Origin of the sequence: Corynebacterium pseudodiphtheriticum, assembly GCF_023509295.1 — a bacterium.
Lineage (GTDB): Bacteria > Actinomycetota > Actinomycetes > Mycobacteriales > Mycobacteriaceae > Corynebacterium > Corynebacterium pseudodiphtheriticum.
Genome location: NZ_CP091864.1, coordinates 1134342 through 1156819 on the forward strand (window position 1 = coordinate 1134342; position 22478 = coordinate 1156819).

A 22478-nucleotide genomic window follows, 5' to 3' on the forward strand; every position below is an offset into this window, starting at 1 on the left:
CAGAGATCGCAGGCAATGCGTGGCGCTAGTCTGGCAGCTCTGGCCTTAGCCCGTGTGTGGGCCGCGCTCATAAACGAAGGCGTCTGTGCGATAGGGCAGCGTTATGGTATCTGTGCGTGATTTCTCCCAGAAATCTAACAGGTACCAATTTAAATTCCCGGTCAACCGGTTGCGCATGCGCTGGTTTGCACGCTGCCAATAGCTGCGCGAATGCATCAGTTCATGCACACCGGCAACGCTGAGTTCTTGCGCCATAGTGGTCCGTAGCGTATCTACCAGCTGCCACGGGGCATGGACGGTTGGGAAAAACCCGGCTGGTTGGATATCCCCAGAATGCATGATCCGTGCCAGCCGGAGTATTTCTGGGCGGGAGACGTCCAAAGTATTCCATACCAATAGCAGCCTACCGCCCGGCGCGAGCACACGATCAGCTTCCTGGCTTGCAGCTGCGACATCGAACCAATGCCAAGATTGTGCGTAGCTCAGGCAATCCACGGAATCTCGTGCCAAGCCGGTGGCTTCCGCGCTGGCTTGCCACGTCGGCACGCCTAGTTTTCGGTGCAGGAACTGCGCCATGTCTGCTGACGGATCAAAGGCGTAAACTTGGTGGCCGGCAGCATCGAATACGGCGCTGAGCTGACCGGTTCCAGCACCGCCGTCGACGACGCGTGCGTTTGCTTGGTCACGCGTGGCCAAGTGGGCGAGTTCGTTTGGGTATCCGGGCCGGATTGCATCGTAGGCTTCCGCCGAAAATGCCTCGCCCGCTGCACGGCGCAACTCTGCGCTTGCAAAGGTGGGGCTGGTTTTGGCAGATGCCTTGAAAAACACAGGAGAAGTCATCGGTACACAAACTAATACACGAAAAGCTGGCGTGCAGCAGCCAGTACCTTTAATGGTTACCCCGGCCGAGAAATTGCCCGGAAATTCGACCCCGTCGTTGCCGCGCTCGGATGATCGCTTGTGGTTGTTGAAGACGATTTTTCTGCATCCTCGTCTGACAATTCCTGCTGCAGCAATGACGGTAATCATGTTTTTGTGCACCGGTCTGACTCCAGTGATTGTCGGGCACGCGATTGATGATGCCATTGCCGGCGGTGAATTTGCAGATCTGTTGCGCTGGTTAGCGGTCTTGGTCTTGGTATCTGCGGTGCACGCTACGTGTGGATGGTTCGGCCGCAAGTACCTGGTGCTCGCAATGCTGCGTACTGGGCATTCATTGCGTATGGCGGTGACCGACCGGATCTCTCATCCCCGGGGGCTTGGTGGCCAGCGACGAACAGCAGGCGAGTTGTTGTCCATTGCCTCGAGCGATACCCAGCGGATTGCTGATGCAGTCTTGATGGCGGTGTTTCCGTTTGCGGAATTTGCCTCGATTATTTACGTCGGGGTAATGGTGAGCATGATCAGCGTTCCCCTGGGCATCGCGGTGTTGGTGGGCGGTCCTGTTATGGTGTGGATTTCCCTGTCAGCTTCGGGCCCATTACGCCGCCGTTCCGGGAAACGCCAGCACTGGCTGGCTGAGGCCGCAGCCACGGCAACCGATGTGGTGCATGGTCTACGCATTTTGAAAGGAATTGGTGCAGTAGACACAGTGTATGAGCGTTATCAGCAGGTGTCTGATGATGCGTATTCTGCGACCGTGCGGGCCCACGGTGCACGTTCGGTGCTTGATGCTATTACGGAAACCGTCGGGTCGGTTTATGTCATCGTCATTGGTATTGCTGCTGGTGGGCTGGCCCTGGGGGAGGTCATCAGCGTGGGAGAGTTAATTACGGTTATCGGTTTGACGCAATTCATCATTACCCCGATGACGATGCTCGGGAAAAATATTTCTTCGAAATGGGCTACCGCGCAGGGGTCAGGCGATCGCATCAGGTCTGTGCTCGCAGCTCCCTATGCGCTAGCGGAGGCACAGTCCGGCGTCAATTGGGAGATTTTCCCAGAAAACGCGCGTCCGAGACCAGGGGTATTAACAGTTGTCGTCGGCACGGTGCCGGCTGGTCTGGAGTTGTTGCCACGCGAACGAGTACTGGTAGCCCCACACGACGGGCAACTATTTAGCGGGACCATCGCTGAAAATATTCTGGATCGTACGGACACCATGAGTACGCAGGAGATTCTTGATCGGGTGGAGCCAGCACTAGTAGCTGCAGCTGCCGATGATATTCCTGGTGGTGCACAACGACGGGTAGGCGAATCGGATGGTGATCTCTCCGGAGGCCAACGCCAGCGGGTGGCTCTAGCTCGTGCGCTTGCTCGTGACGCGGAGGTACTAGTTTTAGATAATCCTACGACCGCAGTCGACTCGGTCACGGAACACACCATTGCCCAGCGGGTCGCTCAGGCTCGTCGTGGGAAAACCACAGTCGTTTATAGTTCCTCGCCTGCCTGGCGCGAAGTAGCAGATGTTGTGCAGGCGGGTGAGTGATCATGTCGAACGCGTCTGGTGTGCCGCAGGGTGCTGCATTTGCCACCGCCTCATTTTCCACAGTTCGCCGTATCGTCGGTACGCAGTTACGCCGGATCCCGCGGGCAGCCAGCCAGTTTTGGTGTGCAATGCTGCTGCTAAGCGCTGGCGCTTTGGCGAATGTTCTAGTCCCCCGGCAACTAGGGAAGATTGTTGATGAGGTTGTGGCTGAAGACGGTAGCATCACCATGATCGCGGTGTGGTTGGTGGCATTGGCGTTAGCCTCCGCTGTGCTTTCGGCGGGCGGGTTGTACGTTATCGGTGCGTTGATCGAACGGGTGATTTCAAATCTTCGAGAAACGATGGTCGGTACCGCATTGCGTCTGCCGGCGCATGAGGTGGAAGAAGCCGGTTCGGGGGATTTGGTATCACGCGCGACCGATGATGTTGCAGAACTTTCCGCTGCAGTGAGTGAGACAGTGCCGGTGTTGTCGAAATCCGTGTTCATGGTCGGCGCAACGGCAATTGCGCTGATAGCTATTGACTGGCAGTTCCTCGTCGTTATTGCGGTCGTGGTGCCGATCTATTGGTTTGCTGTGCGGCGTTATCTGCGGGTGGCTCCGCCGCGCTACATCGCGCAACGTGAAGCAATGGCGCAACGTGCCCGGCGCGTATTGGAGTCTATCCACGGTGGGCCCACGGTGCGTGCCTACGGCTGGGAAGATGCGATGCATGCGCGTGTGCAGGAGAGTTCATTGCAAGTCGTGACCCATGGTTTTGCTGCGCGTCGCACGATGATGACCCTTGGTTTGTGGGTCTGGTTGGCGGAGTTTTTGCTTTTGTCGCTGGGGCTGTTAGTCGGTTTTTTCGTAGTTGATAGCGGATATCTCACCGTTGGGGCCGTGACCGCGGCGATGTTGATGCTGATTCGTCTTCGCGGTCCGATAATGGCTTTGATGCGAGTACTGGATACGCTGCAGGCTGGATATGCTTCGTTGAGTCGGATTGCAGGAGTCATAGCGTCCCCTCCGCAGCCGGTGCCGGATTCGGGAGCCGCCGCACCGCGTGGCGAGCTCGTCATAAAGAATGTTTGTTTTTCTTATTCGGCGGGTTCTAGTGGTGCTGCAAACCCGGAAAACGTGGACGACTCGAGCGGTTCTACAAACGCCGTCGATGACGTGTCGCTGACGATTCCACCTGGTTCTACGGTTGCTGTCGTGGGAGCATCGGGGGCAGGAAAAACGACCTTAGCGGCGTTAGCTGCCGGGTTACGTGTTTCGGATTCGGGCGAGATTCTTGTCGACGGAACCGAGGTGGCACAGCTTTCTGATCGGGAGCGAGCGGGCCGTTTAGCGATGATTTCGCAGGATGTTTATGTGTTTTCTGGCAGTCTGCGCGATGACCTTACCTTGGCGCGTCCCGGCGCTAACGATGAAGAATTGCTTGGAGCCTTGCATAGCGTGCATGCAGATTGGGTGGAATCGCTTGCCGACGGACTGGAGACCGTGGTGGGTGCGCGGGGGCAGCAGCTTAACCCGGTGCAAGCCCAGCAGCTTGCGTTGGCCCGTGTGTGGCTAGCGGATCCAGCATTGGTGATCATGGATGAGGCTACTGCAGAAGCTGGTTCGGTTGGGGCCGAGAAGCTGGAAGCTGGTGCAGCTGCGGTTGCCGCTGGTCGCACAGCGGTGATCGTGGCACACCGTTTAGATCAGGCGGCATCTGCGGACCAGGTCGTGGTCATGGACAAGGGAAGAGTGCTTGAGCGGGGAACTCATGAAGATTTGGTTGCTCGAAATGGTCGCTATACTGAGCTGTGGGAGGCCTGGAGTTCGGGTCGCTAAGGCAATACTTGTTTTATGTGGTAAAACTATTTGCGTAACCGGTGAATTAGATAGATGCATGTTGTAGCACGCTGCACACCAGGCTGGGGTAGGTGACATTGGCACGAGCAAGAATGACACTAGCTGGTTTGCTACCAGGCATACTGCAGATGCACTCGAGACGTAGCGCTCGTACCCAATTAGCCGGGGTTTTCTGCGCTTTTGCCATAGCTGCTGCCGGTTGCAGCAATACGGACGATGGCACGCAATCGACCCAACATGTCCCTGAATCCGAGCATACGCACGCACTAGACCGGGAGATGCAGACGTTTCCACACCCCACCGGCGCCCCGGTGGCAGGAGCGTTGCCCGGTGAGACTACTCGAATTAACTTGCCGAGTGGTCGCAGCTATTTGGTGCATCTGCCTGCTGGCTACGATCCGTCGGAGCCGTGGCCATTGATCTTAACCTTCCACGGGTGGGGGCAAAACGGCCAGTCCTTGGCGACTGCCACACACTTCGATGCAGCTCGTGCTATTTCCATTTATCCGGATGGGGCCCCAAGCAAAGCTCCTAACCAGAATAAAAAGGCCTGGGCTCCGGCACCTTATGCGAATACCAGCGGGGGCGAAGACCTCGAGTTCGTTGACGAAATTATCAACTCCGCGCGGCGTACCTGGAATATAGACGATAGCCAACTTTTTGCTGTGGGGTTTTCTAATGGCGGAGGTTTTGCACAATATCTTGCGTGTCAACGGCCGGCGCAGTTCCAAGCTATAGCCACGGTGTCGGCTGCTTATTACACTGCGGTCGTAGAAAAATGTGCCCCGGGAACCGTGGGGCATTTGGATATCCACGGCACTGCAGATCAGGTTGTGAGTTATGACGGCGGAACCCGGCACAACACGAAGTTCTTATCGGTGCCCGAAATCATGGCTGTGGCTGCGCGCCGAAACCACTGCGGGCATAGTATTGAACAGCAACGGTTAGTTGGCGGCGCCAAACGAACTAGTTATATGGATTGCGCAGCGCCAGTCGATCACATTCGTATCGAAGGTGGCAAGCATTGGTGGCCGGGCTATAGCGCAAACCGTAATGATGCGATGCCGGAGAATTTCGCTACCGATAAGATCTTGGACTTCTTCCGGATTCCGGGGCGTCCTTGAACCGCGGAAGTTAAACGCTACCGATGGCATACTAAGCAGTAGACTAAGGGTCTATTATTTCACGACCGGAAGGATATTGAGCAAGCGTGGGAAAATTCGATTGGTTCTGGAACGCCATGGGTGCAAAATCGGCGAAGCACGAGAAGCAATCGCGCAAAATCGTCGGCCAAGCCCAGCAACAGGCCGCGGATTTTGACTCACTGAGCGACGATAAACTACGTGAGCATGCCCGTAGCTCAGTGAATCCCAGTGGTGAGATCACCGATAAGTCCACGTTTTTGGCGGCACTTGCTACGGCAAGTTCTCGCAAGCTGGGGCTGCGCCCATACGACGTGCAATCTCAGGCTGTACTGCGACTGTTGACGGGCGATGTCATCCATATGGCGACCGGCGAAGGTAAAACTTTGGTCGGTGCGATGGCAGCCACTGGTTTTGCGCTCAGCGGAAAACGAGTGCATGTGGTTACAGTCAATGATTATCTTGCACGCCGCGATGCCGAATGGATGCGCCCGCTCGTAGAAAGCTTTGGGCTAGAGGTAGCTGCAGTGACCGAGTCCATGGACACGGCGCAGCGTCGACAAGCGTATGCCGCTGATGTGGTCTATGCACCGGTGAAAGAGCTAGGGTTTGATGTACTACGGGACAACCAAATTACTTCTCGTGAGCAGGCTGTATTTCAACAAGCTGACGTAGCGTTAGTTGATGAAGCAGATTCTGTACTGGTGGACGAAGCCCTGGTGCCGCTAGTGCTTGCAGGAACCCGAGCCGACCAAGCTACAGACCCGCGTGTGACCACCGTGGTAGCCAACTTAAAGCAGGAACGTGACTACACCATCGGCACTGACGGTCGCACGGTGTTCCTTACTGACGATGGTGCGGCGACGGTGGAAAAGGAACTAGGAATCGATTCGCTTTATAGCGATGAACATATCGGAAGCACTTTGGTGCGGGTGAACCTCGCTTTGCATGCAAAAGCCCTACTTATCCGTGATATCCATTATTTGGTTCATGATGGCGAGTTGAAACTGATTGATACCGCGAAAGGTCGAGTTGCTGACCTGCAGCGTTGGCCGGACGGATTGCAAGCCGCAGTCGAAGAAAAAGAAGGACTGAAAGTCACAGAAGGCGGCCGAATTCTCGATACGCTGACCATTCAAGAACTAATGCGTCGCTACCCGCAGTTGTGTGGTATGACCGGTACCGCTGTTGAAGCCACAGACCAGTTACGCGAATTTTATGGTTTGTACGTTTCCGAAATTGCTCCGAATAAAGCGCCGCAGCGGTTCGACGAAGCAGATCGCGTCTATGCCACGGTGACTGAGAAAACCCAGGCCTTGTTAGACGAAATTGAATTGCTGCATGCACAGAAACAGCCAGTATTGATTGGCACTCAGGATGTTGCGGAATCAGAAAGCCTGGACGCCGCTCTAACAGAACGTGGAATCAATGCGCAGGTGCTCAACGCGAAAAACGATGCCGAGGAAGCAGCGATTATTGCCGAAGCTGGTATGCCAGGCAGGGTCACTGTATCAACGCAGATGGCTGGCCGCGGTACGGATATCAAATTAGGGGGCACCGATGGAACCCACTATCAAGAAGTCAAAGACGCCGGTGGCTTGGCAGTGCTGGGAACCACGCGCCACCGGAGCTCGCGTTTAGATAATCAATTGCGGGGCCGTGCAGGACGCCAGGGGGATCCGGGGTTGAGTCTGTTTTTCGTCTCTTTGGAAGACGATGTGGTCATTTCCGGCGGGGCAGGTGAATCCGTAGAAGCCCAGCCGGACGGGAACGGCCGGATTGATTCTGGGCGTATCGTAGATTTTATCGCTCATTGCCAGAGAGTGACAGAAGCTCAATTGCTGGAAATCCATAGTCAGACCTGGAAATACAACAAATTGTTGGCAGATCAACGGGAAATCATCGATGAGCGCAGGAGTAGTTTGCTCGACACGGACAAAGCCTGGGCGGAACTCCGTGAGTATGAACCAGAGCGTGCCGCCGAATTGGTTGCCGCGGGTCTTACCGACGACGTATTGGTGCAAGCAAGCCGCGAGATCATGCTTTACCATCTTGATCTCGCCTGGGCGGATCACCTTGAACATATGGATGATGTTCGTGAATCGATTCACCTGCGCGCGATCGCCAGGGAAACCCCGATCGATGAGTATCACCGGATTGCGGTGCGCGAATTTAAAGAAATCGTGCGTCGTGGCGTAGAGGCAGCTAGAGAAAGTTTCCGTGAGGTAGTTATCGATAATGCCGGTGCACATCTTTCCGAAGGTGGCCTAGCTCGCCCATCTGCGACTTGGACGTATATGGTCTCGGACAATCCGCTCGCTGGCTCGGGAAATTCTGCATTGAGCGGAATTGGCAACCTATTCCGCTAAGGAACACAGGTTTAACTAGCGCCCGATCTTCTATGCAGGTGACTAGTCGAAAAGCCTCGCGGTTTGAATTACGATTGTGTTATTCTGCGGGGTTTTGTAGTTGAAAAAATGTGAAAGAAAATAACTTTGACTCTCGCCGTAGGCGTTTAGGCGCTATGATGGATTACTAACGGCAATATTTCCGACAATGCGGAGGATAGATAATGAGCGAAAACACCGGTACTCCGGAGCAACAGGCGGAGACAACCTCAGTCTTCCGTGCGGATTTAATTAAGGAAATGGAATCCGGTGCTGGCGCTTCTACCGCAGCCGAAAATACCGAAAACCTCGCCGAAGGCGTAGCGCTGTTGGTGGTCAAACGGGGACCAAACGCGGGTGCGCGTTTCTTGTTGGACCAAGAAACCACGACCGCAGGTCGCCACCCAGAGGCGGATATTTTCTTGGATGACGTCACCGTTTCTCGTCGTCATGCAGAATTCCGTTTGAACAATGGGGAATTCGAAGTGGTCGACGTGGGATCATTGAACGGTACTTATGTCAACCGCGAGCCACGGAATTCACAGGTTCTTTCTGTGGGCGATGAAATTCAAATTGGTAAGTTCCGATTGGTCTTTTTGGCTGATACCAAGAAATAATAGGTAATTGTGAGTCCAGTATCTCAAGCAGCAGCGCAGTCGACGCCGCGGACAGGCAGCGCGTACAAGACCCGTAAGGCAAAGTCCATCGGTGTCGTCTTGGAATCTTTGCGTCCCGAGTTTCCAGATATTACGGTTTCTAAGATCCGATTCCTCGAATCGGAGGGATTAATTTCCCCGCAGCGCACAAAGTCCGGCTACCGTCGTTTCACGGAAGAAGATGTCGCACGGTTACGCTATATTTTGGTTACCCAGCGAGATCACTATCTTCCGCTGAAAGTCATTCGTGAACAGCTCGAAGCGATGGACTCCGGGCAAGTTACTGCCTTGGTGGGGGCGAATTCCACACAGGGGCTGATGTCCGCGGATACTTTCCGTACCACCGGGCCGAGGAGTTTCACGGATTCAGATGTCGCACACCAAGCAGGCGTAGATGTTGAGTTCGTGACCGAACTTGCTGGAGCTGGTTTGATCCGCCCGGATGCCGCTGGATTTTTTGCCACTGATGACGTAAACATTGTGAGTACAGCGCGGTCGTTGCAGCAGTTGGGCTTTGACACGCGATTGCTGAAATCACTGCGTAATGGTGCCCGTCGGCATGCAGATCTGATCACGCAGGTTGCAGGCCCGTTGACGCATGGAAAATCAGATAATGCGCAACAACAAGCGGAAGAATTGTCACAACAAATTTCTGCGTTGGTGGTTTCCCTGCACACAAGTTTGCTTAAGAGCACCCTGCGTGAGGAATTCGATGCTTAAGGAACTCAATGCCTAGCCCATTATTTTAGGGTCTTTCACGGAGATCTTTCGTCTGGAACCGGCATCGCGCGTCTGCGGTGTCGGTTTCTTTCTGTCATCATGACGAGTCTGTTATGGGTGATGCGACCAATATGAGTATAGTGATGGGGATCATGTTAAGAGTTGGGATTCGCGAGACGGGAGAACTCTAAAGTCTTAATTGAGACTTTAGGGCGTGTCGCGCCGATTCTTCGTAAAAGGGCAATAGGATTGACCTTAAATAATTTAAGGATTCCAAACTTCCATCGGAGTAATTACGTGACTATCAACTCATCCCGTTCCCAGTACACGGACGCACCGTACGTCCAGGAGTCCCTGTTTGACCTCGGGCCAGATGAACAACTTGGCTACCGCGTGCCTATTGCGTGCCAGGTTGCAGGCATCACCTACCGTCAGCTCGATTATTGGGCGCGCACTAACCTAGTGAAGCCGTCGATCCGAAATGCGCGTGGCTCCGGTTCGCAGCGTTTGTACTCCTTCAAAGACGTTCTTGTCTTGAAGATCGTCAAGCGCTTGCTTGATACCGGAATCTCGTTGCAGAATATCCGCTTGGCAGTCGAGTCTTTGCGTGAACATGGCGTGAACGATATCGCGGAGATTACTCTTGTTTCTGATGGCACGACGGTGTACGAATGTCACAGCAATGAACAGGTCATCGACTTGCTTTCGGGAGGACAAGGCGTCTTTGGTGTAGCGATTCCAGGCATTATGAAAGAACTTAGCGGAACCATTAGCTCGTTCCCAGCGGAGCGTATTGACCCAGCCCTGGCGGATGATTCTAAAGCTGCTTCTGGTATTGACGAGCTGGCTGCGCTGCGTGTGCGCAAATCTCACTCCGCTTAACATCTTGGATTAGTTTTTGCTCGACTCATTTTAGAGTCCAACGACACGCCGCAGCTTCTCTTCGAGTTCTGCGGCGTTTTTTACTGTCTGGATATGACCGGCTACTTCGCGTAGAGCTGGATCTGTTTCACCATCACCAACATGTACAACACTGAGTTCTGCCTTGGCACCCAGTGCCTCCCGGAATTTTGCGGGGAAATCTGGGTAGCCATCCGCCGTACCAGAAGTAATCAGCACGATACGGGATGGCTGAGACTCCGATTGCGCGATACCAGAATGATCCCGAACCGCGTGGGCAGCAGCGAGTAGTGCTTCGTTAGTTTGCGGTACTCCACCGGTACCTAAAAGCTGTACAGAACGAGCGGTTTCTGCGCCATCAGAAAAATCGATATTTTGGCGAAAACCCTGTGTAACCCCAGGGTTTAATGGTGAAGAGTAATTCCACAATGCCACCGAATGTCCGTGAGCACTCAACTCGGGAGCAAGGGTTGCGATTGCATCAGCAGAGGCCTGGAAACGCGACGGTCCTGCGATCCCGGGAAAACCCGAGGACATAGCATCGGAGGTATCCAACAAAAACAGGGTATCCGTTGCAGTCAAGGCATCGGCTGCGTCGTTGGCGTGTTTCGCGTCGTTCTTATTATGGTCCTGGGCTGCGGCATCATTGTTGGACTGATGCTTACTCCCGGTGTTGCCGAAATCCAGTGCGGTACGTGCTAGGTAAGCTTCCCAGACCGGGCTAGCGTCCAATCGCTTAGCATCAGTTTCAGCCTCAACTTGGCCTTCTACCTCCGGATTCGCCTCAAACCCGTGGTATTGCGCTGCCAAATCATCGGCGAAAGCTTGCGCGGCGCGGGCCTGTTCTTCATCAATTTCGTCAGACCGGTTCAACACCACCGCGGCATATTCTACATATGCGCCCTCCAAGGCATGGAACGAGCCTGCATCTTGAGCGCTTATAGCCTGCACCGCGGCAACCGGGCCGTCAGCGTCGGCAAGGCTTTTGTTTTCATCCCGCAAAAGAAGCTCCGCGCCAGATTCTGGGCCGTCGGCAAGAGCGGAAGCAACCACCGCAGACGCCGCTGAGTCGCCAGGATAGGTGACGGCGTCAGCCGGAAGCTTGAGATCGACGTCTGCATCTGTTGCAGCGTGTTTATCGTAAATACCAGCTGCTTGGCCAGCTACTTTTGGGTGTTCACCGCTCGCGGCTGCTGTACGACCAGCAGCTGCAACGGCCTGGGCTAAACGCGGGGAGTCTGCGTCGATATAGACAGCGGCTTTCGCGATATCTTCGGCGATGACGGCCTGCACACAATGATCACGCACCACTGGTTTCGTGGCATTCCAGGAGGCCAATAGCGACTGCGTTAAGGTTGCGTCACCGCTGGCAACGGGAAGCTGTAGATTTCCTTCAATGCACGATTCACCTTCGGCGCTATCCGCATTGGAACCGGTGTCTTCAGAACCATTTCCCAAGAATAACCATGCAAGCACAGCGATAATTGCCAGCAAGATTGCAATGGCGGAGGCAATGAATCCTCCGGAAAATTGAGTCTTTTGTTCAGGTGTGTAGTGACGCCCCATAGCTACCTAGTCTAGCCCGCTGAGCATGGTCCACAATATTTATCAGCCTGTGTCGGAGCGGCTCGGCTCGGGCAGCTAGTTGACGTTGGCGCGCAACGTATTCGTTTTTCCCCGCTGTGGTCTCAACGGCTACGACGCCAAGGCCCCAATCACGGCAATCGTATGGTGAAGCCTCCATGTCCAACTCACGGGCGCTAACCGCAAGATCGAAGCACTGGTGTAATAACTCACCCGGGACTAGCGGGCCCAGTTTCCAAGCCCATTTGTATAAGTCCATTGTCACGTGCACGCATCCGCCTTGGTCGCAGTCGAGCTGATCTTCGCGATTCAGCACCGTGATATTCAGCGGGCGTGCTGGGGGAGTGAAAAAACGGAAGGCATCATAATGTGTGCAGCGGAGATCATGCTTTTCTACGACTTCGTTCGTCCCTTTAGCCCCGAGGCGGAGTGGTAAATCATGGCGTGGGGCTTCAGAACGGTAGACCATTGCCCATTCGTGTAAACCAAAACAGTCAAATCTGGCGGGGCGTTCAGCTGTTCGCGCCAGCAAATCCCTGATATAGCCGATTGCTGAACCACGCCGCTGCCATAACGATTGCGCGTTCAATTCCACACCACGCTCGGTGCGGTGGTAATCACGCCAGTGCGCATGTGGCGGATCGCCCTGCATAGCCGAGCCGACGCCGGGATGCCAGCGTTTCAGATGTGTCGGGCGAACGGGATAATACTCAAACAAGAAATCATAAACCGGATGTTTCATGCCCGGGTTCCGATAGCGGGCCAGACGTTCCTCAGCACGCGCGAGGTGGGCATCGGCTTGGGCTGTCCATTCCTGCTCAGTAAAAATCATGGTGCTAGTAATCTAACGAAAACGGTACTAATTAATGCGAGGTTAATTAATGTGAGCGCTTGCGGGAACGACTGCGCGGCGCAGTAGGATTTCCACCCCATGCGCTAGATTTTCTGCCCCCACGTCCAGCGCGGGAATGCGAGGTTCGTCCTTCTTCACTGCTGGTCGTATGCCAACGATCTTTCCTTTTCGGTGCAGCTTTTTGTTGTGCCTTCTTATTAGCAGTGCCGTTTTTTGCTGATCCTCTTTTTTCTGAGCGCTGGTTCTGGACAGAGCTTAGTTTTTCTTGCAAGGCTTTTCCGGAAGGTTCGCGTGCTCCACTAAGATCCGCAAGCTCCTGCGGTATACCTGGCCCGCGCGCGACGATAGTACGTGCGGTGACCCCTGCCTTTTTGAGCAACGATTTCACGGTTTTTTCTTGCTCTTCCAAAACCAATGTGATCACGGTGCCGCTGGCTCCAGCGCGCGCGGTGCGCCCGGCGCGATGTAGATACGCTTTGTGTTCTGCTGGGGGATCGACGTGAACGACCAAGCTGACATCTGAAATATCGATGCCGCGAGCCGCAATATCCGTGGCGACCAATACAGGCAGGGTTCCGGCGCTAAAACCATCGATTGCTTGTGTGCGAGCGCCTTGCGATTTGTCTCCATGCAAACCTAAAGCGTGCACCCCGACGCGCCGCAGCTTTTTCACTTGCCGGTCAACGCCATGCTTGGTACGCATAAACATAATCGTTTTTCCGTCACGGGCGGCAATCTTTTCTACCAATTCGTTACGGTTTTCGCGCGTACCCACGTGTGCCACAACATGCTCCATCGTGTCTACCGAACTTTGTGCTGGAGCAGTTTCGTGTGTACGTGGGTCATGCAAAAACCTGTCAACAACAGCTTGGACTTGCTTGTCCAGCGTTGCTGAGAATAATAAGTGCTGGCAATCGGAGGGTAATTTATTCCATAGTTTGGTTACCTGCGGCAAAAAGCCCATGTCCGCCATTTGGTCGGCCTCATCGAGGGTGGCGATCTGCACTTGATCTAGTTTGAGTTTTTTCTGATCAAGCAGATCTTGCAAACGACCCGGGGTGGCGACGAGCAGATCCACCGGTGCGGCGAGGCGACGAATTTGCGGATTGATATTGACGCCACCGACCACGTTGAACACGCGCAATCCTAGGGAAGCAGCAGGCGCTTCCAAACGAGCACTGATTTGCGCGGCTAATTCGCGGGTTGGTGCGAGGATGAGCGCGCGGGGATGGCCCGGGCGCGAGACGCCGGACGTCGCCAAGCGATGCAGCATGGGCAAACCGAAACTGAAGGTTTTTCCTGATCCTGTGGGGCCTTTGCCGAGGACGTCGCGGCCAGACAGTACGTCAGGGATGGTTAACGCTTGGATCGGAAACGGAGCGGAGATGCCTTCGCGGCGTAAGAAATGCACGATGGGCCGGGCCAGGCCCAAGTCGGCGAAAGACGGTTCTTGTGCAGGTTTAGTTGTCATTATCCTTCAGTCTATCGCGTTGTGGTAGCTGGTTCGTGATTGATGCGAAAAAAGCTCGTGAACTGCACGACTGTGTGAGAACTTACAGTAAATTTTGCTTCCGCGGTGCCTGTGGAGTTGTAGCGTGAAAAGTGAGAGGAATGCCTTCTTGAACATCCATTCATCCAACATCCATTCATCTACATCTACAACTACAACGTGCAAAGGAAACTTACAGTGGCCGAGCACTTTCTCCCGCAATCGAAGGTCAAAACTCCAGAAGGTGATATTGTTCCTGATGTTGCTACTCCGGAACAATCGCAGAAAAAACGTGATGTGCGATTCGTACTACAGCCGATATGGTTCCTGCTTGCTGTAGCTGCTCTGGTGGGCGTTTTGCTATTACCGATCGAAAGCCTGGCATGGGAAGGCCAGGTCGCACTGGCGGTTTTGGCTTTCGCCATTGTTTTATGGGTAACAGAGGCAGTATCCTACCCGGTCAGCGCGTTTTTGATTATCAGTTTGATTGCGTTGCTACTGGGTTTGTCGACAGACCCAGAGACTGGCGATATAGTCGGTACATCTTCCGCGTTGGGCACTAGTTTGCAGGGCTTTTCTACCTCTGCGCTGGCGTTGGTAGCTGCCGCTTTGTTGCTTGCCGGTGCGATGCAGGCAACTGGCCTGCATGAACGCTTGGCGCTTTGGGTGATGAAGCTCGCCGGTGATAAAACCTCGAATATTTTGATTGGCGCGATCGTGATCGCGACACTGTTGGCGTTTTTCGTGCCCTCGGCGACCGCCCGCGCGGGTGCCGTCGTTCCGATTCTGCTGGGTATGGTTGCGGCCTTTGGATTATCGACAAATTCGAAGATGGCCTCATTATTGGTTATCACCGCAGTACAAGCAGTCTCGATTTGGAATGTCGGTATCCAAACAGCAGCTGCCCAAAACTTTGTAGCTTTGAACTTCATCCAGGATGAATTCGGTCAGACTATTTCTTGGGGCCAATGGTTTATCTGGGCAGCGCCATGGTCGGTGCTGATGTCCATTGCGCTGTTTTTCATAATGCGTGCGAGCATTAAACCGGAGGCAGACTCGATTTCCGGTGGTCGAGAACTCATTGAGCAAAAACTCGAAGAGCTCGGCCCGATGTCCGGCCGCGAAAAACGATTGGTGGCTGTCGCCGTACTGCTGCTATTCGTGTGGGCGACTGGCGATATCCTGCACCCGGTTTCTGCACCAGTGGCGACCGTCATTGCAGTGAGCTACATGCTGCTTCCGAAAGTCGGCGTCTTCGACTGGAAAACAGCGCAAGATTTGGTGTCCTGGGGTACGCTGATCGTCTTTGCCGTCGGTATCTCGCTGGGCACATTCCTGCTCGATACGGGTGCAGCTAGCTGGTTATCCGAGCAAACTTTTGGTGCTATGGGCTTGGACTCGATGCCATTGTTGGCCACCATTGCGTTAGTGTCGCTGTTTAACATCCTCATCCACCTCGGATTTGCCTCTGCCACGTCGCTGGCATCCGCACTGATTCCAGTCTTTATCGCCTTGTCGACGACGATTGCTGCTGGTGATGCCAGCATCGGATTTGTCGTCATCCAGCAGTTCGTCATCTGTTTCGGCTTCTTGTTGCCGGTTTCTGCGCCGCAAAACATGCTGGCTTATGGCACGGGCGCATTTACCCGGGGCGAGTTCCTGAAAACAGGAATCCCGCTTACCATCGTCGCTTACCTACTAGTCTTGCTGTTTTCGGCCACCTATTGGGACTGGATGGGCCTTATTTAGTCGTCCTTAGCAGGGGCGGGTGTTTTAACGCTTCTGCTCCTGCGATTTATCTCCAGTCCAGTCCAGATGGAATACACCATCGGTATCAACCCGGCGATAGGTGTGGGCACCGAAATAATCGCGCTGTGCCTGTACCATCGCGGCAGGCAAACGCTTGGAGCACAGCGAATCATAGTAGGAGAGCGAGGAGCTGAATACCGGAGCAGCAAGACCTAGCCGGATCGCAGAGGCCGCAACAGTGCGCCAGGAATCGATCAAACCGTCGAGCTCCTCGGTGAAGTAGGAATCAAGTAACAACGACGGTAGCTCTGGAAGCTTCTCGTAGGCATTGTCAATGCGGTCCAAAAACGCTGCTTGGATGATGCAACCACCACGCCATACAGCTGCGAGATCGCGAGGATTAATGTTCCAGTTGTATTCTGCTGAGCCAGCGGCAATCAGGTCGAAGCCTTGTGCGTAAGCCACCAGCTTGGAGGCGTACAACGCCCGGCGCACATGCTCAATGAATTCCTCAACGCTGATGCCCAGTGTCGCGAAATCTGCAAGGTTACCGGTAGGAAAGTGGTCCAGGGCAGCAGCGCGAAGCGCGGTGGATGAAGACAGAGCGCGAGCAAAAACTGCTTCCCCAATCGCGGTAGCCGGAATACCCAGGTCCAAAGCTTCCTTCGCGGTCCAGCGCCCGGTGCCTTTTTGTCCGGCAGCATCGTGGATGACGTCGATCATCGGTGCGCCGGTGTCTGGGTCACTGGTTTCTAAAATATCTGCGGTGATACCGATTAAATAAGAGTCTAGGTCGCCGTCGTTCCATTCTCGGAAAATCTTGGCAATACGGCTGGGCTCCAAGCCTGCGCCGTGGCGCAACAAATGATAAGCCTCTCCAATGAGCTGCATATCAGCGTATTCGATGCCGTTGTGCACCATCTTCACAAAATGTCCGGCCCCATTGGCACCGATGTAGCGCACACACGGGGTGCCATCCACTTTGGCCGCGATCGATTCCAAAAGCGGTCGGATGGACTCCCAAGATTCTTGTGGTCCGCCAGGCATAATTGAGGGGCCAGTGAGTGCGCCTTCTTCTCCGCCTGAAATACCTGCACCAACGAAATGCCGTCCGGTGAGTGCCACTGCGCGCTCGCGCCGCACGGTGTCGGTATACAGTGAGTTGCCTCCGTCGATAAGGATATCGCCTTCGTCGAAGGCTTCTACTAGGTCATCGATAGCGGCATCAGTAGCAGTTCCGGCGGGTACCATCAGCAGCGCGCGGCGTGGCTTAGACAAGTTAGCTGCCAGCTCCTGCAAGTCGTTGCAACCGACAAATTCTCCTTCTCCGCCATGCTCCGCAATGAGTTTGCTGACGTTTTCCGCGCGCTGATCGTAAAGCGCGACGCGGTAACCATTGCGTGCAAAGTTACGGGCCAAGCTCGAACCCATGACTCCGACCCCGACGATTGCGATATCTGCCAATTGCTGCGAAGGCTGCTGGTTATTCATGACTGATCAGTCTACCTTCTACCGCAGTAGGCCTGAGAGCGAGGAATAGCTGGAATGCTTGGAATGTGTTGGGGCTAACAAATAGATGGTTTGAATTCCGATAGAGTTGACACATGGGTTATTTGGAAGCAGTGATGGCAGCGGGAACCAGACAATTACAGCAGGCTGAGCTGGAAGAGCTAAACCGATCCGAGTTAGGCCTTGACAGCCTCCTCGGGTTGGTTTATTCATACGCTGCCCCTACTGAAGTTCGCGCTTATCTTGAGGTCAATTCGAGGCACCTGCAGTATGCGGGCAGCGTCAACGGGGGCGTGTTTTGCGCGATTGCGGAATCAGTTGCCTCGGTGGCTTCTATGATTAGTGCACAACGCCCCTGTGTTGGGGTCAATAACAGCACGGACTTCATCCGTGGAGTAAGTGAAGGACGTATTGAAGCTATTGCGAAGCCCATACAAAACGGAAAACGCACGCAATTGTGGAACGTAGAGATGTATAACCACAAAAAATTAGTGGCCCGCACCACTTTGCGCACGATGGTGGTGGGGCCGCCTATCGCTGAGCTTCGCACACAAACAGATCAGCAGTAAGGTGCGTGTCAGCCACGCATCTGAAGTTACTGCTGCATACGTGATGCCTGGGCAAAAAACTCACGTTCGTGCGCTGATGCCATCAAATAAGCACGGGTTGCGCGCTCGCGGGTTGATTCGCTGGCATTTTCGAAAGCCGTTTCCACAATCCTGATTGCTTTCCGTGTATCTTCTGCAAAGTTTGGATCACCATAGGTTTCCAACCATGAGTGGTACGGGTGCTCGTCGTGATTATGTTTGGCCAGCGCTTCGCCGATCTCGGCATACAGCCAAAAGCAGGGCAAGACTGCAGCTACCCCGACGGCGTAGTCATCGGTGAAGGTGCGTGCAACCAAGAAATCAGTGTATGCGGCAGTAACCGGTGAGGGATCGACCTTCGGCACATTGAAAGAGCGGTGTAGTTCCGCTTCCACAGTCAGGCACTCCTGTGCAGCTTTGGCCCACCAGATTTGTTCTTCTGGCGTTGGGGCAATCGTTGATAAGCGCGCCAATGCACGGGAATAAAGCTCCAAGTACAAAGCATCTTGGGCCAAGTAAAACATGAATTCTTTTTCGGAGAGTTCGCCGCTGGTCAGCGAGGTAATGAACGGTAGCTCTGTGATTTCACGCCAGAGAGTGCCGGTCTTTTCCCACAATTGGGTAGTGTGTGGGCCTTGCGCCGCGATTGCTGGGGCCGGTGCTTTGTCATGAACTGGGAAAGTCCATGGGGTAGTGTCCGCGTTGCTCGCCCAGCGACGCAGCTGATGGAAGTGATCTACGGGGCCGTTTCCCTTGCCGACGGCAAGCTCGTCTGCATGGGCAATTGCTTCGTGCAGCCAGTGGGTCGCCCAGTCGAGTGCGTCGTTGAGTTCTGCTCCACCGCCTAAGCGAGTAGCCAGGGCAGAAGATAACGAACAGCCGGTTCCGTGAGTGTTTTTTGTATCTACCCGAGCAGAAGGTACCCGGTGAACAGCACCATCAGCGCTTACTGCTGCATTGTCAGCGATCGTGCCGTCGAGATGGCCACCTTTTACGATCACAGTGACGTCATGTTTTTCCGCAAAATGTCGGGCTTGTGCCACCGCGGCATCGAAATCTGCAGCCTCGTCGTCTTCGACCAAAACGGCGAGTTCCTTCAGGTTCGGAGTAATGACATCAACGTGTGTGCACAGCTCGCGGACTTTTGCTTCAGCCTCTGGCTGCAAGAGCCGGTCGCCGGAGCTAGCAACCATCACAGGGTCAAGCACCAGGGTAGTTTTATTTCGGCCGCGCAACCATTCAGAAACGGTATCGACGGTGTCGCTATCACCAAGCATGCCGATCTTGATGGCATCGATTTCGACGTCGTCAGAAACGCTAGCGAGTTGCTCGCGCAGAAATTCCTGTGGCGGGGTATGGATACTGCGCACACCCTGTGTGTTTTGCGCTACCAGGGCGGTGACTACGGACATGCCGAAACCGCCGGCAGCAGCAATAGATTTCAAATCAGCCTGAACACCAGCACCACCTGTGGGATCAGTGCCAGCAATGGACAAGATACGAGCATTCGTCTTCATGCTCACCAGGCTAGCGAAAATACTGGGAATTGTTAGCCCTGCACGGTGATTGTGACCGGAATATTGTTCAAGAATGCGCTCAACAATCTGCGCAGCAGTGTCTCAGCAGTGTCTCAGCAGTGTTCTCAGGAATGTTCCCAGCATGGAGTTCAGAGTATTTAGTGCCCCGCATAGCCTCCGGCTGTGCTATGCGGGCGTTGGGTTTTGCCTTGTGGCGTTATTCCGTTGCGGAGTTTTAGCCGATGCGCTTGGTGTCTTTAACTTCGACCGGTTGGTCTTTCTCATCAGTGCTAAGTTCGCCCAGCTTCAGTAGAGCGTTTCGGCCGTGACGCTGTTGCTCGGTGATCTCCAGGTTGCCCCGGTTGCGGGAAAGTACATTGCTGGTCCAGTTCAAGACGGTAAACAGGCGGTTACGCACACCAGTGAGGAACTGGGCGTGCACAACGAGCCACATTAGCCAGCCGACAAAGCCAGTGATCTCGCTGTTTTCCATTTTCACCACAGCGTTACCGCGGTTGATGATTGCCATCGAGCCCTTATCGAAGTATTCGAAAGCTTCCTTCGGATCCTGCTCGGAATTATCGCTGGTCTTGGCGTCGATGAGCTTGGCTACGTGTTTACCCGTTTGGATGGCAACCTGAGCCACACCAGGCAGACGATTCAGTGACATCATGTCACCGATGAGATAGACGTTGTCGTGGTCGCCAACGGTGAGGTCTTCGTTGACCGATACGCGGCCACCACGATCGAACTCGACATTAGCCTGTTCCGCAACCATCTTGCCCAACGGGGAAGCTTCCACACCAGCGGACCAGACCTTGGTTGGGGACTCGATGGTGTGCACGGAATCGTCGGCCATGTTCTTGTACACGACCTTGTCGTCATCAACTTCAGTGACCATGGCATTCAGACGTACCTCGATGCCTTGCTTCTCCAAGGTGCGCTGTGCCTTCTTGCCCAGTTTCTTACCGAACGGTGGAAGCACCTGAGGTGCGCCGTCGAGAAGGATGATCTTTGCTGATTCCGGCGAAATGTTCTTGAAGGCACCTTTGAGGCCGCGCTTTGCCAGTTCAGCCAGCTGACCAGCCAGCTCTACGCCGGTTGGTCCTGCACCAATGATTACGAATGTCAGCAAACGCGCGCGCTCTTCGGGATCATCGGTCAATTCTGCGCGTTCGAATGCTCCCAAAAGGCGTGAGCGGATCTCCAGAGCGTCGTCGATGCTCTTCATGCCTGGTGCGTGCTGTGCGAAGTGGTTGTTACCGAAGTATCCCTGCTTGGAACCAGCGGCGATAACCAGGGAGTCATAAGCGAAATCTTTCTTGATGTCACCCTGGGATGCGCTCACGGTCTGTTTCGCAATATCGATTGCAGTCACCTCACCGCGCACTACATCAACATTGTTCTGCTTACGCAACAGTTGGCGAGTTGACGGGGCGATCTCACCCGCGGAGACGAGGCCGGTAGCAACTTGGTAGAGCATCGGCTGGAACAAGTGGCTGTTGGTGCGGTCAATCAAGGTGATATCGACGTCAGCGTTGGCCAAACCTTGGACCGTGTTCAGGCCACCGAATCCGGAGCCAATGACGACGACATGGTGACGATCACCTGCGGGACGGTGTGCTTGAGACATAGATACCTCTTCGTAGAAAATGCGTGGCGTATTTGATTAAGTACACAGTTAAATATACGCCTACACACTCTAGTGGCCAGAAACACTTTGCTAAAATCATTGGGGCTGAACAGTTCCACCTACCGTCCCGAATCGTTGGCAAGGAGTAAGTGTGCACGAGCAACATTGGGCTCATCTTGCAGCGATCGATGCACAGGCGTGGCCGTCAATCGCCTCTGTGCCTGGTGGGGCCTTACTGTCGCTACGCGCACGTGTCGCGGAAGCGCACCTTGCTCGTGCCTGCCGGACCGCCGGCCTTGAGCTCGATCCAGATGCTTCACCGGATTTAATTATTGACCACGAGCTTTTGTTTCATCGTATCGCACACGCTGGTTGGTTGGGCTTCGCAGAATCCTATATGGCAGGAGAGTGGCGTACCCCAGATTCAACCGCCTTGGTTCGGGTGCTCACTCGTTTGCTCGCCACTGGCTATGCCCCACGTGCAAAGCAAAAAATCCCGGTTACGTTGTTTGACGGCGGGCAAATTCCGGCGGAGCTAGTTCGGTTATATTCCGCTGAAAAGAGTAGTGGTTTCGCCGGAATCTTTTCGACGGGCGTGGCGACGACGGTCCGGGAGTCCGTACCCAGTTATGTTCCTTCCCAGCACCGCGGGAGTGAGTCAAAGCAGCACTTTGTGGATGTTACAGAGATTTCCGAGCCGCAGAATGTGGAACGCGATGACTTCCAGGACGCCCAGGCACGCGCCGCACGGTTTTTGCTTGACGATCTTGGCGTGACTGCCTCCAGCCACGTGCTGGAGTTTCCTGCTAATGGATCCGTCACGGCGGAAGTTGCTGGCCGACGTAAAGCAGTCGTCGATGCCCTCAGCAATGACGCGGAACACTTGGCGGCGGTGCGCGAAGATTTGGTTCTTGCCGGGGTAGAAGACTTTGTGCACACACAACATATCGCGCATCCCTTACCGACGCCGAGTGACTGGCAAGGGCGTTATGACGCTATTGTGTCCATGGAAGCATTCGAATTCTTGGCGCCTGCAGATCGGGTATATTTCTTGCGGCATGCGGGCAGGCTACTGGCTCCTGGCGGAAAGCTGGGGATACAAACCTTGGTGGCGACTGATGGTATGACTGCATCTGCACGCAATGCCTTATTGGCCTTGCGGGCCTATATTTGGCCAGGTTTGGATTATTTCGATACCAATGGTCATCACAAACTCTTCGATCAAAAGTCTGGTTTGCGCATCATTAAGCAAAGCCATTTTGGCTCACACTACCGGAAGTCATTGCAACTGCAGCGCAGCTTTTTTGAAGGGCATTTGCGTGAAGCGGCGGCAAGTGGATTCGATGCCGTATACCGGCGGTTGTGGATATTCCAACTAGCTTTGCGTGAAACATTGCTGGACTTGGGCATGCTTGACGCTGTGCAGTTAACCGCAACCCACCGGCATCGCCGAGGCCGACGCTAAATATTTGGCGCATCGGCC

At 54.5% G+C, this 22478-nt stretch carries 17 protein-coding genes; 10 read left to right on the top strand and 7 right to left on the bottom strand.

From position 1 onward, the window contains the following. Nucleotides 1-45: 45 nt before the first annotated feature. Complete coding sequence (locus L9H78_RS05060; protein ID WP_249620670.1) at nt 46-840, bottom strand: class I SAM-dependent methyltransferase; 795 nt, start codon at nt 838-840, stop codon at nt 46-48. Between L9H78_RS05060 and L9H78_RS05065 the strand changes: the two genes are divergently transcribed. From L9H78_RS05065 to L9H78_RS05095, 7 genes are all read left to right on the top strand, one after another. Further along, on the top strand, nt 806-2428 hold the full coding sequence (locus tag L9H78_RS05065) for an ABC transporter transmembrane domain-containing protein (protein WP_347276373.1): 1623 nt from the start codon (nt 806-808) through the stop codon (nt 2426-2428). The two genes, L9H78_RS05060 and L9H78_RS05065, sit on opposite strands and share 35 nt — an antisense overlap. A 2-nt stretch (nt 2429-2430) precedes the next feature. Then, nucleotides 2431-4248, top strand: a complete 1818-nt coding sequence (locus L9H78_RS05070; RefSeq protein WP_249620671.1) for an ABC transporter ATP-binding protein — start codon at nt 2431-2433, stop codon at nt 4246-4248. 149 nt (nt 4249-4397) lie between these two features. Further along, nucleotides 4398-5393, top strand: coding sequence for a CE1 family esterase (locus L9H78_RS05075; RefSeq protein ID WP_249620672.1), 996 nt, complete (start codon nt 4398-4400; stop codon nt 5391-5393). A gap of 86 nt (nt 5394-5479) precedes the next feature. Beyond that, complete coding sequence (gene secA2 / locus L9H78_RS05080; protein ID WP_249620673.1) at nt 5480-7780, top strand: accessory Sec system translocase SecA2; 2301 nt, start codon at nt 5480-5482, stop codon at nt 7778-7780. Nucleotides 7781-7983: 203 nt separating this feature from the next. After that, nucleotides 7984-8415 carry an oxoglutarate dehydrogenase inhibitor Odhl gene (gene odhI, locus L9H78_RS05085; RefSeq protein WP_021353878.1) on the top strand — a complete coding sequence of 144 codons (432 nt, stop codon included), beginning with the start codon at nt 7984-7986 and terminating at the stop codon, nt 8413-8415. 9 nt (nt 8416-8424) lie between these two features. Next, a complete protein-coding gene (gene ftsR, locus L9H78_RS05090) occupies nt 8425-9174 on the top strand; it encodes a transcriptional regulator FtsR (RefSeq protein WP_023019507.1) in 750 nt (249 codons plus the stop codon). A 297-nt stretch (nt 9175-9471) separates the two neighbouring features. Beyond that, nucleotides 9472-10056, top strand: coding sequence for a MerR family transcriptional regulator (locus L9H78_RS05095; protein ID WP_283775230.1), 585 nt, complete (start codon nt 9472-9474; stop codon nt 10054-10056). Nucleotides 10057-10086: 30 nt separating this feature from the next. Here the strand turns inward: L9H78_RS05095 and L9H78_RS05100 are convergent, their stop codons facing one another. The 3 genes from L9H78_RS05100 to L9H78_RS05110 are packed head-to-tail and all read right to left on the bottom strand — an operon-like array spanning nt 10087 to nt 13982. Further along, nucleotides 10087-11640, bottom strand: a complete 1554-nt coding sequence (locus L9H78_RS05100; RefSeq protein ID WP_249620674.1) for a vWA domain-containing protein — start codon at nt 11638-11640, stop codon at nt 10087-10089. After that, complete coding sequence (locus L9H78_RS05105; protein WP_023019505.1) at nt 11618-12490, bottom strand: hypothetical protein; 873 nt, start codon at nt 12488-12490, stop codon at nt 11618-11620. Before L9H78_RS05105 ends, L9H78_RS05100 begins: the two co-directional genes overlap by 23 nt. Before the next feature lie 46 nt (nt 12491-12536). Next, complete coding sequence (locus L9H78_RS05110) at nt 12537-13982, bottom strand: DEAD/DEAH box helicase (RefSeq protein WP_249620675.1); 1446 nt, start codon at nt 13980-13982, stop codon at nt 12537-12539. A 216-nt stretch (nt 13983-14198) separates the two neighbouring features. On the opposite strand from L9H78_RS05110, the gene L9H78_RS05115 reads away from it, so the two are divergent. Further along, complete coding sequence (locus tag L9H78_RS05115) at nt 14199-15749, top strand: SLC13 family permease (RefSeq protein WP_249620676.1); 1551 nt, start codon at nt 14199-14201, stop codon at nt 15747-15749. 24 nt (nt 15750-15773) lie between these two features. On the opposite strand, the gene gndA is transcribed toward L9H78_RS05115, so the two are convergent. After that, nucleotides 15774-17240, bottom strand: a complete 1467-nt coding sequence (gene gndA / locus L9H78_RS05120) for an NADP-dependent phosphogluconate dehydrogenase (protein WP_249620677.1) — start codon at nt 17238-17240, stop codon at nt 15774-15776. A gap of 113 nt (nt 17241-17353) precedes the next feature. Here gndA and L9H78_RS05125 point away from each other — a divergent pair, with 113 nt between their 5' ends. Continuing rightward, nucleotides 17354-17827, top strand: a complete 474-nt coding sequence (locus tag L9H78_RS05125) for a PaaI family thioesterase (RefSeq protein WP_249618732.1) — start codon at nt 17354-17356, stop codon at nt 17825-17827. Nucleotides 17828-17853: 26 nt separating this feature from the next. Here L9H78_RS05125 and L9H78_RS05130 read toward each other — a convergent pair whose 3' ends face one another. Together L9H78_RS05130 and L9H78_RS05135 are read right to left on the bottom strand one after the other, a co-directional pair. Beyond that, nucleotides 17854-19362 (bottom strand): bifunctional hydroxymethylpyrimidine kinase/phosphomethylpyrimidine kinase, encoded by a 1509-nt coding sequence (locus L9H78_RS05130; protein WP_430622747.1) that lies wholly within the window; start codon nt 19360-19362, stop codon nt 17854-17856. A gap of 235 nt (nt 19363-19597) precedes the next feature. Continuing rightward, nucleotides 19598-20995, bottom strand: a complete 1398-nt coding sequence (locus L9H78_RS05135) for an NAD(P)/FAD-dependent oxidoreductase (RefSeq protein WP_249620678.1) — start codon at nt 20993-20995, stop codon at nt 19598-19600. A gap of 151 nt (nt 20996-21146) precedes the next feature. Between L9H78_RS05135 and L9H78_RS05140 the strand changes: the two genes are divergently transcribed. Beyond that, nucleotides 21147-22460: a class I SAM-dependent methyltransferase gene (locus L9H78_RS05140; protein WP_249620679.1), complete on the top strand. Its 1314-nt coding sequence runs from the start codon at nt 21147-21149 to the stop codon at nt 22458-22460. Nucleotides 22461-22478 lie beyond the last annotated feature (18 nt).

Bases quoted from the DNA above. Each gene is read 5' to 3' on its own strand.
- L9H78_RS05060 (WP_249620670.1), bottom strand. From the start codon at position 840: ATGACTTCTCCTGTGTTTTTCAAGGCATCTGCCAAAACCAGCCCCACC.
- L9H78_RS05070 (WP_249620671.1), top strand. From the start codon at position 2,431: ATGTCGAACGCGTCTGGTGTGCCGCAGGGTGCTGCATTTGCCACCGCC.
- L9H78_RS05075 (WP_249620672.1), top strand. From the start codon at position 4,398: ATGCACTCGAGACGTAGCGCTCGTACCCAATTAGCCGGGGTTTTCTGC.
- odhI (WP_021353878.1), top strand. From the start codon at position 7,984: ATGAGCGAAAACACCGGTACTCCGGAGCAACAGGCGGAGACAACCTCA.
- L9H78_RS05100 (WP_249620674.1), bottom strand. From the start codon at position 11,640: ATGGGGCGTCACTACACACCTGAACAAAAGACTCAATTTTCCGGAGGA.
- L9H78_RS05105 (WP_023019505.1), bottom strand. From the start codon at position 12,490: ATGATTTTTACTGAGCAGGAATGGACAGCCCAAGCCGATGCCCACCTC.
- L9H78_RS05110 (WP_249620675.1), bottom strand. From the start codon at position 13,982: ATGACAACTAAACCTGCACAAGAACCGTCTTTCGCCGACTTGGGCCTG.
- gndA (WP_249620677.1), bottom strand. From the start codon at position 17,240: ATGAATAACCAGCAGCCTTCGCAGCAATTGGCAGATATCGCAATCGTC.
- L9H78_RS05125 (WP_249618732.1), top strand. From the start codon at position 17,354: ATGGGTTATTTGGAAGCAGTGATGGCAGCGGGAACCAGACAATTACAG.
- L9H78_RS05130 (WP_430622747.1), bottom strand. From the start codon at position 19,362: ATGAAGACGAATGCTCGTATCTTGTCCATTGCTGGCACTGATCCCACA.
- L9H78_RS05135 (WP_249620678.1), bottom strand. From the start codon at position 20,995: ATGTCTCAAGCACACCGTCCCGCAGGTGATCGTCACCATGTCGTCGTC.